Consider the following 14,586-nt stretch of genomic DNA (forward strand, 5'->3'; position numbering starts at 1 on the left):
CTTCGAGGCCCGGGACGGCGGCGAGGAGCTTCCGGGTGTAGGCGTGCTGCGGATTGTCGAAGATGGCGTCGCGCGGACCTTCCTCGACGATGCGGCCGTCCTGCATGACGATGACCCGGTCGGCGACCTGTTCGACCACGCCGAGATCGTGGCTGATGAACAGGCAGGAGAAGCCGTGCTTCTTCTGCAGCTCGTCGAAGAGCTCCAGCACCTGCGCGCGCACCGTGACGTCGAGCGCCGAGACAGGCTCGTCGGCGATGACGAAGCTCGGGCGGCGGACGATGGCGCGGGCGATCGCGATGCGCTGGCGCTGGCCGCCGGAAAGCTCGTGCGGATAGCGCTCGGCGAAGCCGTCCTTGAGGCCCACCTCGGCCAGCACTTCCGCGACGCGGGCCTTGCGCTGCGCCGGGCTCATGTCCGGGACCAGCCGCAGGGGCTCCGCGACGAGCTGGCCGATGGTCATGCGCGGATCCAGCGAGGAGTATGGGTCCTGGAAGACCATCTGGCAGTTGAGACGGTAGTCCCAATAGGCCGTCTCGCTACGGGCGATCGGCTTGCCATTGAAGCGGATCTCGCCGCCTGCGGGCTTGACGAGACCGGCGATCGACTGGCCGAGCGTCGTCTTGCCCGAGCCGGAGCCGCCGACGACGGCGACGACCTCGCCGGGCTGAACGTCGAGGCTGATGCCGTGCAGGGCGCGCTTGGCCTGCTCCTTGCGGAAGAAACCCTGACGGCCGGGGTATTCGACGACGAGGTCGCGGACCGCGACGATCGGCGTCTTCGCTTCGGCCAGCGCCCGCGCCGGCAGCCGGTGTGGCATCGCAGAGAGCAGCTTGCGGGTATAGGGGTGCTGCGGCCGGGCGAGGATGTCGTCGCTCAAGCCCTGCTCGACCACATCGCCCTGGCACATCACGACGATGCGGCTGCAATAGCGCGCGACCATGCCGAGATCATGCGAGATCAGCAGCACGGCCGTGTCGTTGGCCTGGGTCAGGTCGACCATCAGCTCCATCACGTCTCGCTGGACCACGGCGTCGAGCGCGGTGGTAGGCTCGTCGGCCAGCAGCAGGGCCGGCTTCAGCAGCATCACCGAGGCCAGCATGATGCGCTGGCGCATGCCGCCGGAGAACTGGTGCGGGTAGGCGGTGAGCGCCCCTTCGGGATCGCGCAGGCCGACGCGCCGCAGCATGTCGAGGATCAACTCCCGGCGCTGGGCTGCATCGAGCTTGCGGTGCAGCGCCAACCCCTCGTCGAGCTGACGGCCGATCAGCATCGACGGATTGAGCGAGGTCATCGGCTCCTGGAAGACCATGCCGACCTTGGCGCCGCGCATCGTGCGCAGATCCTTGCCCGACATCGCCATCACGTCCTGCCCGTCGAAGCGGATCGTGCCGGAGGTGAGCGCGACCGCGGGCGGAATGAAGCCCATCACCGCGCGGGCAGCCAGCGTCTTGCCCGAGCCGGATTCGCCGACGATGCCGACGATTTCGCCGGGATAGACCTGGAAGGAGACGTCGTTCACGACGGTGCGCCCGGTCGAGCCGATCTTAAGCGTCAACCCGGCAACATCGAGCAGAGGAGCGGCTGTCCTGGTCATCGCGAGCCCCTCATCCGCGGGTCGAGCTTGTCGCGCACGGCGTCGCCGAGCAGGTTGATGCCGAGCAGCGTCAGCGAGATGCACAGGCCCGGGAAGATGCCGAGCCACACCGCCTGGCCGATATAGGGCCGCGAACCCGCGAGCATGTTGCCCCAGGTCGGCGCCGGCGGCGGCACGCCCAGGCCGAGGAAGGAGAGCGCGCTCTCGGCCAGCAGCACATAGCCGAACATCGAGGTCGCCAGCACGGTCAGAGGCGCGATGCAGTTCGGCAGGATGTGACGGGCCATGGTGAAGGCTTCGGAGTTGCCCATCACGCGCGAGGCCGCAATGAATTCGCGCTCGCGCAGGGAGAGCACCGTGCCGCGCACGACGCGGGCGACGGAGGGCGTGTAGGCGATGCCCAGAGCGACGATGATGCCGTATTTGTTGGCGCCGACGACCGCGAGCAGGCCGAGCGCCAGCAGGATGCCCGGGAAGGCGAGGAGGGCATCGTTGAAGGCCATGATGATGCGGTCTGTCCAGCCGCGCATATAGCCCGAGAACAGCCCGATCAGCGTGCCCATGACGACGGCGAGCGTGACCGTCAGGATGCTGATCCAGACCGAGGTCGCGGCGCCCGCCATCAGACGCGAGAGCACGTCGCGGCCGAACTCGTCGGTACCGAGCCAGTGCAGCGCGGAGGGCGCCGCCAGCTTCTCGCGGAAGGAGAGCTTGAGCGGGTCATAAGGCGTCCAGAGCGCGCCGATGCATGCCGTCGCGAGCAATACGCCGATCAGCGTGCCGCCGACGATTGCATTGGGGGCGGGGAGTTTCATGCGGCTGGCCCTCTTCATGGTGCCGCCACTGCTCACGGTGCCGTCGCTGCTCATTGTGCCGTGACCCTTGGATCGAAGACCGGGTAGCAGAGGTCGATGACGAGGTTCACCAGCACATAGGTGAAGGCGACGAAGAGCATGCAGCCCTGGATCACCGGATAGTCGCGCGCGAAGATCGCATCGACGAGCAGGCGCCCGAGGCCGGGGATGGTGAAGACCGTCTCGACAACCGCGATGCCGCCGAGAAGGTTGCCGAGCACGAGGCCGATCAGGGTCCAGGTCGGGCCGAAGGCGTTCTTGAAGGCGTGGCGCCAGAGCACGGCGCTTTCCGAAAGGCCCTTGGCGCGGGCATGGGTGATGTAGTCGAGTCGGAGCACCTCCAGCGTCGAGGCGCGGGCCATGCGCAGGATCACGCCGATCTCGTGCAGGAAAAGCGTCATGATCGGCATGACGAGGTAGAGGATGCCGGCCCATGGGTTCTCGGCGATCGAGACATAGCCGACGACCGGCAGCCATTCGAGCTTGAGCCCGAAGAACAGCAGCAGGAGCAGGCCGAGCCAGAAGGTCGGGATCGAGAGCAGCAAGGTCGCGGTCGCGACGAGGCCGAGATCGATCGGGGTGTCCTGCTTCCAGGCGGCGATAACGCCGGCCGGCACCGCGACGAAGCTCGCCAGCAGCACGGCGACGAGCACGATCTGCGCCGAGATCCAGAAGCGCTGCATGATCAGCGGCAGCACCGCCTGCTGCGACGAGATCGACTGGCCGAAATCGCCATGCAGAACGTTGCCGAACCAGATCCCGAACTGGACGGGAAGGCTCTGGTCGAGCCCGAGCCGGGCCCTGAGATCGGCCAGACTCGCCGGCGTCGCCAGGTCGCCCAGCATCAGCTGAGCCGGATCGCCCGGGATCAGGCGGATCAGGACGAACACCGACACCGCCACAATCAGCAGCGTCGGCAATGCCATCGCGATCCGCGTCAGCGCAAATCGGAACATCAAAGGCCCTCCCAAGCCTTGTTGCCGGGCCGGCGCGATGCCGGGACCGGCGGCGGCGCCTTACTTCGCGACGCTCACTTCCCAGACCCGCAGCTGCGAGGCCCACGGGGTCACCCCGCTCACGCGCTTGGAATGGGCGATGATGTCGAGGTCGTTATGGGTGAAGATCGACGGCACCTGCTCGATGAAGCGCTTGTGCAGCTCGTTGAAGATCTTCTGCCGTTCGGCCGTGTCGGTGACCACCATCGACTTCTGGATGAGGTCGAGCGCCTCGGGATCTTCCCAGACCTTGCGCGGCTGCTTGTCCTTCGGGCCCGAGATCTGCTCGAAGCCGAGCGCCGGGTCGAAGCGGCTCGAATAGGAGAAGGCCTGGATCTGGTAGTTGCCCTTGTTGTAGCGGTCGAGCTGCGTCGCCCATTCCAGCACCTCGATCTCGGCATTGATGCCGGCCGCCTGCATCATCGCCTGGGCGATGACCGCGGTGTTGAAGCTCGGCACCGAGGAGCGCTTGTTGGCGAGGATGACGATCTTCTCGCCCTTGTAGCCGGCTTTCTGCAGCAGCGCCTTGGCGGCAGCAGGATCGTATTTGAAGCCCTGCTTCTCGACGTCGCCATAGTATTTCGAGGTCGTGTAGACCGGCGAGTTGTTGGGCTTGCCGAGACCGTTCGAGACATTGGCGACGAGCTCGGGGAAGTCGATCGCGGCGGCGATCGCCTGGCGCAGGGCCTGGTTCTTCAGCACCGGATCGCGCGTCTGGATGATCAGGCTGTGGCGGACCGGGTTCGGCGCGATAGCGAGCGCGACATTGGGCGCGTTCTTGAGATCGGGCACGTCCGATTCCGGCATCAGGGCCATGTCGAGCGAGCCTGCGAGCAGGCCGGCCTTCACCGTCGCCGCATCGGGGATGACCATGAAGCGCGCTTCCTTCACCAGCGGGCGCTTCGAGCCGATATAGCCGTCGCGCTTGTCGCCCTTCGGCGAGGTGTACTGGTCGAAGGCGAGAAGCTGGACCGACTGGCTGCGCTTCCACTCCCCGAGCATGAACGGGCCGGTGCCGATCGGCTTGTCCCAGCTGCCGTCGGCCTTGACCGAATCCTTGTGGATCACGGCGGTGCCGCCGCAATCCGCGCGGGCGAGCGAATCGAGGAAGAGCCCGTTCGGCTCGTTGATCTCCATGACGAAGGTATCGGCGTCCGGGGCCTTCGCCGAGACGACCTTGAGGCCGTTGCGCCCGTCGAAATCGGAGAGGCAGCGCCAGTCGGTCTTCGGGTCCATGTAGCGGTTCCAGCTCCACAGCACGTCGGCCGAGGTCATCGTGGCGCCGTTGTGGAACTTCACGCCCTTGCGCAGGGCGAAGGTATAGGTCTTGCCGTCGGGCGAGATCTCGAACTTCTCGGCCAGCAGCGGGCCGACCGAGCCGTCCTCGGCATAGCCGACGAGGCCCTCGACCATGTGGAGCACGACCGCGTCGGTGTTGCCGTCGCGGTTCACGCCGGGATTGGTCGACCGGATGTCGGCATTGAGCACGGCAGTCAGGGTCTGGGCCTGCAGGGCGCCCGCCGAAAGGGCGAGCGCTGCGACTGAGACAAGGAGGCGCTTCATGGTGGTTCCCCTGTTGTCTTTGTGACGTCAGCCGGCCTTGCGGGCGGCGCGGATGCGGCGGAGCTCGCCGGCGAAGAAGTCCTCGACGACCGGCACGACCTTGACGCCGTCATGCGGCGTGTTCGGTACGAGGTCGAAGCGGGCCGCGATGCCGTGCTGGGCGAAGTTGTCGCGCAGGCTCGCCAGCCGCTCCGGCCGGTTGGCGCCGGCATGGTTGGCGTCCGGCATCCAGTTGCGGCCACCCGGCTTGTGGGTGATCTCCCAGGTCTCGAGGTCGGCGGCGCCGACGACCATCTGGACCGCAACCTGCTTCATCGCGGGGATGTCGAGCGGCTGGCCGAAGAGCTCGGCGAAGTTGCGGGTGCCGACCCACCAGTCACGCGCCGGATCGAGCAGGGTCACCGAGCCGGGTGCGCCGATCGAGACGCCCCAGAGCTTGTGCGGCTGCAGCATCAGGAAGCGATGGGCGAAATGCCCGCCGCCGGAATAGCCGAACAGGCCAAAACGCTCGAAGGCGATGCCGTAGCGCTCCGAGACCTCCGCGACGATGGCGAGCAGCACATGGTCGTAACGGAGGTTGCCCTCGCGCATGTACTTGAAGCCGTCGCGGTAGCCGTCACCCATCACGCCGATCGGGAAGAGCGGCGCCAGGATGATGCAGTTGTTCCAGCGCGCAAAGGAGGAGAAGGCGTCGCGATAGCCGGTGAAGCCGCGGCCGGTGCCATGCATCGCGACGATCAGCTCGGGCTTCTCGCCGCCTTCGCCGAGGCTTGGCGGCACATAGAGGCAATAGGGGAAGCGCGGATCGTGCTTCGACGAATAGATCGAGGTCGGGCCGTATTCGTAGAGCGCCTTGGCGCGCGCTGCCGCTTCGTTCTCCGGCTTGCGGGTCTGTTCTGCCACGGCGCTCAATGCCCGTCTCCTCTGGCGAAATTATTGGCGCCAATTTTGTTGCATGTTATGGTTGGCTTCGCAACCAACTTCTGTCGCGCTATCCGAATCCTGCTAGAGAGCCTTCCATGACGTCCCAGCGGAAACGCGAAAACGCCGGCACGCGGCGGGCCATTCTCGCCAACGAGATCGCGCAGGCGATCCGGCTGCGCATGTTCCGGCCCGGCGAGTGGCTGCGGCAGATCGACCTCGAGGAGCGCTTCCAGGCGACGCGCTTCGACGTGCGCAGCGCGCTCGACGAGCTCGCCGTGCGCAAGACGATCGAGCATGTCCCGAACCGGGGCTATCGTGTCGCCGAGGTCGACATGAAGACCTACAAGGAGATCCAGGCGACGCGGATCGTTCTCGAGGCGGCGGCAGCGGAAGGCATTGCCGCGCGGATCGATGCGGCGGCCATCGCGCGCCTGACCGAGGTCGCGGCGCAGTTTTCCGCCGTGGTGCTCACCGGCAGCCGCACCGAGCAGAGCGAGATCAACCGCGCCTTCCATCAGCTGCTCTATTCCTTCTGCGGCAATGCCGTGCTGGAGGAGATGATCTGGAGCCTGCGCGATCGCGAGCGCGGGACGCAGATGACGGTCTGGAGCTCGCATGACGCGCTGCTGCGCAGCGACAGCGAGCACTATGCGATGATCGAGGCCCTCAAGGCGGGGGATGCGCGGCGCCTCGCCGGGGTGATCGCGGAGCATATCCGGACCGGCGGCACGCGGGCACCGGCCGGCATGGAGCGGGGCTGACCGCGCAACCCTCCGGCACTACTTGCCGATCGTGACCTCCCAAAGCCGCGGCTTCGAGGCGACCCAGGGCGCGAAGCCCTGCAGCCGCTTGGAGACCACGGCCGTGTCGACCTGATTGTACAGGAAGACCAGCGGCGCGTCGGCCAGCATCATCACATGGAGCTGGTCGAAGATCTTCCTCCGCTCGGCCTCCTCGCTGACCAGCGTCGCCTTCTCGATCAGGGCGTTGGCCTCCGCATTGTCCCAGACCTTCGAGGGCAGCTTGTCCTTCGGCCCGGAGAACTGGTTGTAGCTCTGGGCGGGGTCGATGCGGGCCGAGTAGCTGAAGGACATCATCTGGTAGTTGCCCTTCGAGAACCGGTCGAGCTGCGTCGCCCATTCCAGGATCTCGATCTCGGCCTTGATGCCGGCGGCCTGCAGCATCGCCTGCGCCATGATCGCGACGGGGTAGCTCGGCACCGTCGAACGCTTGTTGGCGATCAGCTTGATCGTCTCGCCCTTGTAGCCGGCCTCCGCCAGCAGCTTCTTCGTGCGGGCGAGGTCGTGGCTGTAGCGCTTCTTCTGGACCTCGTCATAGAAGGGCGAGGTGATGTAGACGGCCGAGTTGTTGGTCTTGCCGAGGCCGTTCGAGACCGCGCCGACGATCTCGTCCTGATCGAGCGCCGCGACGATCGCCTGGCGCATGCGGACATCGCCGAGCAGCGGGTCGCGTGTCTGGAGCAGGATGCCGTGCTTGGTGGCGCTGGGCGCGGTCAGCACCTGCAGGCCGCTCTTCTTCATTTCCGGCACGTCCTCGTCCGGCACGTCGGCGACGTCGAGCGCGCCCGACATCAGGCCGGCTTTCACGGTCGCGCCATCCGCGATCGAGAGGAACTTGACCTCGGCGACCTGCGGGCGCTTGGAGCCGACATAGCCGTCACGCTTGTCCCCGACAGGCGAGACATAGCCGTCGAAGCGCTTCAGCAGGACGAATTCGCCGCGGCGCCAGTCGGCGAGCTGGAACGGGCCGGTGCCGATCGGCTTGTCCCAGCTGCCATCGGCCTTGACCGAATCCTTGTGCAGGATCGCGACCATGGCGCAGTCGGTGCGGGCCATCGTGTCGAGGAAGAGCGCGCTCGGCTTCTCGAGCTTCATCACCACGGTCGTGGCATCAGGGGCCGTCGCATCCGTGACCTTGAGGCCGAGGCGTCCATCGAACTCCGCCTTGCAGCGCCAGTCGGTCTTCGCGTCCATGTAGCGGTTCCAGCTCCACAGCACGTCGGCCGAGGTCATCTCGGCGCCGTTGTGGAACTTCACGCCCTTGCGCAGGTGAAAGGTGTAGGTCAGTCCGTCAGCGGACACGTCGACCTTCTCGGCCAGCAGCGGCGCGACGGCACCGTTCTCGCGATAGCCGACGAGGCCCTCGACCATGTGCAGCACGACGGCGTCGGTATTGTCGTCGCGGTTGACGCCGGGGTTGGTGCTGCGGATGTCGGCATTCAGCGCGACATTGATGGTCTGTCCCTGCGCCGCGCTGCCGATGAGCGCGAATGCGAAAGCGGACGCCGAAATGCGGATCATTCTCGTTCCCCTTCTTGTTCTGCCGTGTGGACGCGCCCTTGAGGGGCGCGCCGCGATAGCGCGGGAGATCCCGAAGATGGAGCGGCGGAGCCGCTATTCGCCGACCGTGACTTCCCAGGCCCGCGGCAGCGAGCTCACGGTCGAGACATAGCCCTTGGTCTTGGCGCTCATCGCGCCGCCGACGATGCCGTTATAGAGCATCACCATCGGCACCTCGGCGAGGAAGCGCTGGTGCATCCCGTCGAAGATCTTCTGGCGCTCGGCGCGGTCGGTCACGATCATCGACTTGTCGAGCTCGGCCTGGACCTCGGGGTTGTCCCAGAGCTTGCGCGGCTGCTTGTCCTTCGGCCCCGTCATCGATTCGTAGCTGAGCGCGGGGTCCATGCGGCCGGAATAGGGGAAGGCCTGGATCTGGTAATTGCCCTTGCTGTAGCGGTCGAGCTGCGTCGCCCATTCCAGCACCTCGATCTCGACGTTGATGCCGACGGCCTGCAGCATCTGCTGCGCGACGACGGCGGCGTCGAAGCTCTCGGGGTAGCGCTTGTTGGCGAGCATCACGATCTTCTCGCCCTTGTAGCCGGCTTCGGCGATCAGTTTCTTCGCGACGGCCGGGTCGTGCTTCCAGCCCTGCTTCTGGACCGGGCCGTAATAGGCCGAGAGCGCCGGGACGATCGAGTTGTTCGGCGTGCCGATGCCGTCGCTGACGGCGTTGACCAGCTCCTTGGAGTCGATCGCGGCGGCGATCGCCTGGCGCAGCTTGACGTTCTGCAACAGCGGGTCGCGCGTCTGGATGATCAGGCCGACGAGGCCCATGCTGGTGACGACGGAGGTCTTGACCTTGTCGTTCTTCTTCAGCTCGGCGATGTCGGTGTTGGCGATGTCGGGGACGATGTCGATGTCGCCGCGCAGCAGGGCGGCCTTGGCGGTCGCATTGTCCGGGATGATAAGGAAGCGCACCTCGTCGACGAGGGGCTTCTTGGCGCCTGTCAGTCCGTCGATCTTGCCGGGCAGGGCGGCATAGTCGGCGAAGCGCTCCAGCCTGATGTATTCGCCGCGCTTCCATTCGGCGAACTTGAACGGGCCGGTGCCGATCGGCTTGTCGAATGAGCCATCCGCCTTGACGGAATCCTTGTGGATGATGCCGGTCATGGCACAATCGGTGCGGGCGAGGGCGGAGAGGAAGAGCGCGCTGGGCTTGTCGAGCGCGAACACGACCGTCCGCGCGTCCGGCGAGGTGACGTTCTCGACCTTGACCTGGCCGCGCCCGTCGAATTCCGACAGGCAGCGCCAGTCCGTCTTCGGGTCCATGTAACGGCTCCAGCTCCACAGCACATCGGCTGCGGTGAGCGGCGCGCCGTTGTGGAACTTGACGCCCTGGCGCAGCGTGAAGGTGTAGCTCTTGCCGTCCGGCGAGATGTCGATCTTCTCGGCGAGCAAGGGCTTGGGCAAGGCGTCCTCGCCATAGCCGACGAGGCCTTCGACCATCTGCACGATGACGCCGTCGGTGTTGGCGTCGCGATTGACGCCCGGATTGATCGAGCGGATGTCGGCGCGCAGCTGGATCTTGAGCGTGCTGGCCTCGGCCAGCTGGACCAGGCCGCCGCACATCAACACGGCGGCGAGGGCGGTGGAGGTGGTTCGGCGCATCGTGTTCCCCGTTCTTGTTTGGTTGTGACGCGGTACCGGAGCCGCTGCGCATCTTCGCGTGCGCGGGCGGCTCCGGCCTTTTTGACGCATGTTCCTCAGGCGAGGCGGCAACCGTTTCGCCTGAAGCTATCCTGCCGGATTACTCGGCGGCTTCGGCGAGCAGGATCGGGTCCTCGGTCAGGCTGTAGCGGGTGAACACGCGGTTCTCGGCGGGCAGCGGCGCGACTTCCATGATGCCCTTGGCAGGCTGCATGATGACCATCGCGACGGTAGCGGAGAGGTTGCCGGCCTCGTTCGGACGGGCCGGGCGGCAGACCGAGTATGGCGACAGGAAATCGTCGAAGAGAGCTTCCTTGAGATCATCGACGGTCAGCTTCCGTCCGGCTTCGTCGAGCAGCTTCTTGACCCGCCAGTCGCGGTAGAAGCTCTCCGGAACCCGCGGGATGCTGGTATTCTTGACCTTGGTCAGCGCGACCTCGCCGACCCAGTGGTTGGCGTGAACGATCATCCCGTCTTCCGGATAGATCGGGAAGGCCTCGTCCGGGGCGCATTCGAAGTCGATGCCGAAGCCCTTCACGGTCGAGAGCATCATGTTGTTGGAGCAGGCCTTCGGCGTCGCCGCCACGGCCTTGATCGCGAACGCGAGATGCTCCTGCTCCAGCACCTTGCGGCGGATCAGGGCGAGCGGCACGCCCGTCTGGGTGAAGTCGCGCTCGCATTCGAGATAGTTGGCGGTGATCGAGATGCCGGCCGCGTTCATGCCGCAGCGGGCGAGGCCGCCAGCCTCGACGAAGGTCAGGAAGTCCGGGCCGTCGTCGCGGCGCACGCGCAGCACGATCGCCGTTTCCGCGCATTCGGCGCGCCAGTCCCAGTTCTGGCCGTGGATCAGCTCGCCGGTGGCGCTGCGCTCGGGCAGGATGATGGCGCCGGTGCAGCCGTCATCATGCTCGTCGGTGACCTCGACGGGGCGGTTCTTGATCATCCGCGCCTTGGCGATCACTTCGGTGCGGGCGTTGATCATGATGACGTCTTCGAGGGCGACGCCGGCGCCGTCGGCGATGCCGCGCATCTCCTCGATGTAGTGGGCGCCGAAGGCCTCGATCTCGCTGGCGAACTCGGCGATCAGCGCCGATTTCGCCTTGGCGTCGTAGCCGAGATCGCCCAGCTGGCCGCCATAGAGCTCGATCGAGCGCTTCACACGCTGCGGCACGGCCGCTCCGTGCTGGCGGCCGCGTTCATAGGGCGAGCCCGAGACGTCGACGAAGGGGCAGGGCTGGACCATGGCGCGCAACTTTCCGATATGCTGGCGTAACATCGATCTGTAATGTATTTCATTGCAAACTAAAACAAGCAAGGTTTTTCCGATGACCACGCCGACCCGGCTGCAGCAGGAGATCGCCGGGCGCATCCTGCAACTGGTGCGGGACGATGCGCTCGACGCAGGTGCCTGGCTGAACGAGAACGCGACGGCGCGCCGGCTGGGCGTGTCGCGCACGCCGGTGCGAGCGGCGCTCGACCATCTCGCCGAGCAGGGCATCGTCCGGCGCCATCTCAACAAGGGCATCGAGATCCTGAAGCTGCCCGCTGCGAGCGAAGGCGGGCTCCCGCCGGAGGCGATCGACCTCGCCATGGTCAAACTGGCGCATGAGCGCGAGAACGGGCTCCTGCCGGACGAGGTCTCCGAGCTGGAGGTGATGCGACGCTACGAACTCGGCCGGCCGGAGGCGCAGAAGCTGCTCGCCCGCCTCGCCGATCTCGACATGGTCGAGCGCAAGCCCGGCTATGGCTGGCGCTTTCTGCACGAGCCGCGCGACAAGCGCCTGCGCGACGAGAGCTATCGTTTCCGGATGGTGGTCGAGCCGATGTGCATGCTCGAGCCGGGCTTTCGTCTCGAGTCCGGCTGGATCGCCGAGATGCGGGCGCGGCATGTCGAGGCCCTCGAACGCCCGTGGCGCGAATCCTCCAGCATCGCCTTCTATGAAATGAATGCCGCCTTTCACGAGGGCCTGGCTGCGGCCACCGGCAATCGCTACTTCCATTCCGCGGTGAGGCGCCAGAACCAGCTCAGGCGCCTGTCGAACTACGATTGGGGCCTTGGCTTCGAGCGCGTGCAGGTGAACTGCACCGAGCATCTCGCCATGCTCGGCCATCTGGAGGCCGGCGAGAACGAGGTGGCCTCGGCGCTGATGCGCAGCCATCTGCTGCGGGCGAGCAAGCTCAGGCTCGGCACGAGGCAGGCTGAAACGACCGCGTGAATTGGCCCCGCCCTGTCATGGGATGGCTGTCCTGCCGCCGGGGTGGTTGACCTGACGGCGATTTGGGCGAGCAATGACCGAAATCCCGTCAATGACGAGTCGAGTGCCATGACCATTCATCAGCGCCCCCAAACGATCGACGCCGCCAAGCTGGACAAACTGGCCGAGGTCGCCATCCGCGTCGGCCTCAACCTTCAGCCGGGCCAGGATCTGTTCCTGACCGCGCCGGTCGCGGCGCTGCCGTTGGTCAGGCGCATCGCCGAGCACGCCTACAAGGCCGGCGCCGGCATCGTCACCCCGATGCTCTCCGACGAGGAGGTCACGCTCGCGCGCTATCGCTATGCACCCGAGGCGAGCTTCGACAAGGCGCCGGGCTGGCTGTACGAAGGCGTCGCCAAGGCCTTCTCGGCCAATACCGCGCGGCTCGCGGTCGTCGGCGACAATCCGATGCTGCTGGCGAACGAGGACCCGGCCAAGGTCGGCCGCGCCAGCAAGGCGAACTCCGTCGCCTATCAGCCGGCGCTGGAGAAGATCGCCGGCTTCGACATCAACTGGAACATCCTGGCCTATCCGAGCGCGGCCTGGGCGATGCAGGTCTTCCCCGAGGATGCCGAGGAGGTCGCGGTCGGCAAGCTGGCCGAGGCGATCTTCGCGGCGTCGCGCATCAACGAGACTGATCCCGTCGCCGCCTGGGCGGCGCATAACGCTGCGCTCCGGGCCCGCCGCGACTGGCTGAACGGGCAGCGCTTCGCCGCGCTGCACTTCACCGGGCCGGGCACCGACCTCACCGTGGGGCTGGCCGACGGCCATGACTGGCAGGGCGGCGCCTCGCCGGCCAAGAACGGCGTCGTCTGCAACCCGAACATCCCGACCGAGGAGGTCTTCACCACACCGCATGCGCGGCGGGTCGAGGGCCATGTCTCGAGCACCAAGCCGCTCTCCTATCAGGGCTCGCTGATCGACGGCATCCAGGTGCGCTTCGAGGGTGGCCGGATCATCGAGGCCAAGGCGGCACGGGGCGAGGCGGTTCTGAACAAGGTGCTCGATACCGACGAAGGCGCGCGCCGGCTCGGCGAAGTGGCGCTGGTGCCGCATTCCTCGCCGATCTCGAGGAGCGGCATCCTGTTCTACAATACGCTGTTCGACGAGAACGCCTCCTGCCACATCGCGCTCGGCCAGTGCTATTCGAAGTGCTTCGTCGACGGCGCCAGCCTCACGCCGGAGCAGATCGCGGCACAGGGCGGCAACAAGAGCCTGATCCATATCGACTGGATGATCGGCTCGGGCGAGGTCGATATCGACGGCGTCCATGAAGACGGGCGTCGCGTGCCGGTGTTCCGCAAGGGCGAGTGGGCCTGAGAGGCGCATTCCACCTTCAGGACGGATTCTGCCGCAGCCAGTCTCCCAGCGAGGGGCGATGATGCCCGTCCCGTCCGGTCATGGCAGGGGCGGCAACCATCGCGTTGAGCACGGCTTCCTGCGTCGCCTCGGCCGCGGCTCGGAAGAGTGTGTCAATCCGGTTTTCGTTGAGGGCCCGGAGCGGGACGAGATCGTCTCGCTGGTCGTGCTCGATCTGATCTGACGTGCTGAAGGCAACGGCGATGTCGCCGCTGCCATTGCCCCAGAAGGCGCCGAGCCGGGCGAGGCCGGCGCCGGCGCGGCGCGCGGTGCGCTGAAGCTGGCGTGACTCCAGCGGAATGTCGGTGGCGATCACGAGGATGACGGAGCCGCGCTCGGCCTGTGGCCGCGCGCTCGGCGGGGCGGGGCGGCGGCCATCGGGAAGAACGAGATCGCCCGCATTCCCGAAATTCGCCAGCGCGAGCACACCGAGCGTGTGACCGGACCTGTCGAGGTCGAAGCGTCGGGACGCCGTGCCGATGCCGCCCTTGAAGCCGAAGGCGCTCATCCCGGAGCCCGCACCGACCGCGCCTTCCGCAACAGGGCCGGAGGCGGCGGCGTCGAGCGCGGCGAAGGCATGCTCCTGCGTCAGTGCGCGGGCGCGGATGTCGGAGAGATAGCCGTCATTGCATTCGAGGACGAGCGGGTTGACCGTGCCGGTTTCGCGGCCGATGTCGGCGTTGGCCGCCAGCGCCCGCGTCACCAGCGCGTCGAAGCCGGTGCCGACAGCGAGCGTGTTTCCAAGCAGGAGCGGCGTCTCGATCTGGCCGAGTTCGGCGAGCTGCATGAGTCCGGCGCTCTTGCCGAAGCCGTTGATGACGTCGACCGCTGCGCGCACCTTGCGGCGGAAGAGATTGCCGTCATGGGGCAGGAGCGCCGTGAAGCCGGTGCGGATGTCGCCTTCCTGCAGGGTGCAATGCCCGAGCTTCACGCCGGGAACGTCGGTGATGGCGTTGAGCGGGCCCGGCCGCATGATGCCGCAGGAGAGGCCGAAATCGCGCAGGCGTTGGGTCATGTGCCGGGTCTCGATGG

The 14,586-nt window shown here is 66.7% G+C and carries 12 protein-coding genes; 3 read left to right on the forward strand and 9 right to left on the reverse strand.

All coding sequences use genetic code 11. The annotated features are described in order from the left end of the window. The 5 genes from ACIPIA_RS02400 to ACIPIA_RS02420 all read right to left on the reverse strand — a co-directional run. The coding region (locus ACIPIA_RS02400) for an ABC transporter ATP-binding protein (RefSeq protein WP_400506307.1) at window positions 1-1,597 on the reverse strand (1,597 nt) is incomplete at its 3' end. Continuing rightward, window positions 1,594-2,412, reverse strand: a complete 819-nt coding sequence (locus tag ACIPIA_RS02405) for an ABC transporter permease (protein WP_400506309.1) — start codon at window positions 2,410-2,412, stop codon at window positions 1,594-1,596. The genes ACIPIA_RS02400 and ACIPIA_RS02405, both read right to left, overlap by 4 nt. Before the next feature lie 50 nt (window positions 2,413-2,462). Next, window positions 2,463-3,407: an ABC transporter permease gene (locus ACIPIA_RS02410; RefSeq protein ID WP_400506311.1), complete on the reverse strand. Its 945-nt coding sequence runs from the start codon at window positions 3,405-3,407 to the stop codon at window positions 2,463-2,465. A gap of 60 nt (window positions 3,408-3,467) precedes the next feature. After that, window positions 3,468-5,009: an ABC transporter substrate-binding protein gene (locus ACIPIA_RS02415; protein WP_400506313.1), complete on the reverse strand. Its 1,542-nt coding sequence runs from the start codon at window positions 5,007-5,009 to the stop codon at window positions 3,468-3,470. Window positions 5,010-5,036: 27 nt separating this feature from the next. Beyond that, on the reverse strand, window positions 5,037-5,921 hold the full coding sequence (locus ACIPIA_RS02420) for an alpha/beta hydrolase family protein (RefSeq protein WP_400506315.1): 885 nt from the start codon (window positions 5,919-5,921) through the stop codon (window positions 5,037-5,039). Between the two features lie 107 nt (window positions 5,922-6,028). On the opposite strand from ACIPIA_RS02420, the gene ACIPIA_RS02425 reads away from it, so the two are divergent. Continuing rightward, complete coding sequence (locus ACIPIA_RS02425) at window positions 6,029-6,694, forward strand: GntR family transcriptional regulator (protein WP_400506316.1); 666 nt, start codon at window positions 6,029-6,031, stop codon at window positions 6,692-6,694. Window positions 6,695-6,712: 18 nt separating this feature from the next. Here the strand turns inward: ACIPIA_RS02425 and ACIPIA_RS02430 are convergent, their stop codons facing one another. The 3 genes from ACIPIA_RS02430 to ACIPIA_RS02440 all read right to left on the reverse strand — a co-directional run bounded on the left by ACIPIA_RS02430 (window position 6,713) and on the right by ACIPIA_RS02440 (window position 11,183). After that, complete coding sequence (locus ACIPIA_RS02430) at window positions 6,713-8,254, reverse strand: ABC transporter substrate-binding protein (RefSeq protein ID WP_400506318.1); 1,542 nt, start codon at window positions 8,252-8,254, stop codon at window positions 6,713-6,715. Between the two features lie 93 nt (window positions 8,255-8,347). Then, window positions 8,348-9,901 (reverse strand): ABC transporter substrate-binding protein, encoded by a 1,554-nt coding sequence (locus ACIPIA_RS02435; RefSeq protein WP_400506320.1) that lies wholly within the window; start codon window positions 9,899-9,901, stop codon window positions 8,348-8,350. Window positions 9,902-10,040: 139 nt separating this feature from the next. Continuing rightward, a complete protein-coding gene (locus ACIPIA_RS02440; RefSeq protein WP_400506322.1) occupies window positions 10,041-11,183 on the reverse strand; it encodes a C45 family autoproteolytic acyltransferase/hydolase in 1,143 nt (380 codons plus the stop codon). Between the two features lie 82 nt (window positions 11,184-11,265). Between ACIPIA_RS02440 and ACIPIA_RS02445 the strand changes: the two genes are divergently transcribed. Further along, on the forward strand, window positions 11,266-12,156 hold the full coding sequence (locus tag ACIPIA_RS02445; protein WP_400506324.1) for a GntR family transcriptional regulator: 891 nt from the start codon (window positions 11,266-11,268) through the stop codon (window positions 12,154-12,156). Window positions 12,157-12,264: 108 nt separating this feature from the next. Then, a complete protein-coding gene (locus ACIPIA_RS02450; RefSeq protein WP_400506326.1) occupies window positions 12,265-13,515 on the forward strand; it encodes an aminopeptidase in 1,251 nt (416 codons plus the stop codon). Window positions 13,516-13,531: 16 nt separating this feature from the next. Here the strand turns inward: ACIPIA_RS02450 and ACIPIA_RS02455 are convergent, their stop codons facing one another. Further along, window positions 13,532-14,569, reverse strand: coding sequence for a DmpA family aminopeptidase (locus ACIPIA_RS02455; protein WP_400506328.1), 1,038 nt, complete (start codon window positions 14,567-14,569; stop codon window positions 13,532-13,534). Window positions 14,570-14,586 lie beyond the last annotated feature (17 nt).

It is taken from the genome of Allobosea sp. CER48 (assembly GCF_044752385.1).
Lineage (GTDB): Bacteria > Pseudomonadota > Alphaproteobacteria > Rhizobiales > Beijerinckiaceae > Allobosea.

What these genes read in the sequence shown, in the direction of transcription:
- ACIPIA_RS02455 (WP_400506328.1), bottom strand. Translation starts at nt 14,569, where the DNA reads ATGACCCAACGCCTGCGCGATTTCGGCCTCTCCTGCGGCATCATGCGG.
- ACIPIA_RS02440 (WP_400506322.1), bottom strand. Translation starts at nt 11,183, where the DNA reads ATGGTCCAGCCCTGCCCCTTCGTCGACGTCTCGGGCTCGCCCTATGAA.
- ACIPIA_RS02430 (WP_400506318.1), bottom strand. Translation starts at nt 8,254, where the DNA reads ATGATCCGCATTTCGGCGTCCGCTTTCGCATTCGCGCTCATCGGCAGC.
- ACIPIA_RS02405 (WP_400506309.1), bottom strand. Translation starts at nt 2,412, where the DNA reads ATGAAACTCCCCGCCCCCAATGCAATCGTCGGCGGCACGCTGATCGGC.
- ACIPIA_RS02410 (WP_400506311.1), bottom strand. Translation starts at nt 3,407, where the DNA reads ATGTTCCGATTTGCGCTGACGCGGATCGCGATGGCATTGCCGACGCTG.
- ACIPIA_RS02450 (WP_400506326.1), top strand. Translation starts at nt 12,265, where the DNA reads ATGACCATTCATCAGCGCCCCCAAACGATCGACGCCGCCAAGCTGGAC.
- ACIPIA_RS02415 (WP_400506313.1), bottom strand. Translation starts at nt 5,009, where the DNA reads ATGAAGCGCCTCCTTGTCTCAGTCGCAGCGCTCGCCCTTTCGGCGGGC.
- ACIPIA_RS02425 (WP_400506316.1), top strand. Translation starts at nt 6,029, where the DNA reads ATGACGTCCCAGCGGAAACGCGAAAACGCCGGCACGCGGCGGGCCATT.
- ACIPIA_RS02435 (WP_400506320.1), bottom strand. Translation starts at nt 9,901, where the DNA reads ATGCGCCGAACCACCTCCACCGCCCTCGCCGCCGTGTTGATGTGCGGC.
- ACIPIA_RS02445 (WP_400506324.1), top strand. Translation starts at nt 11,266, where the DNA reads ATGACCACGCCGACCCGGCTGCAGCAGGAGATCGCCGGGCGCATCCTG.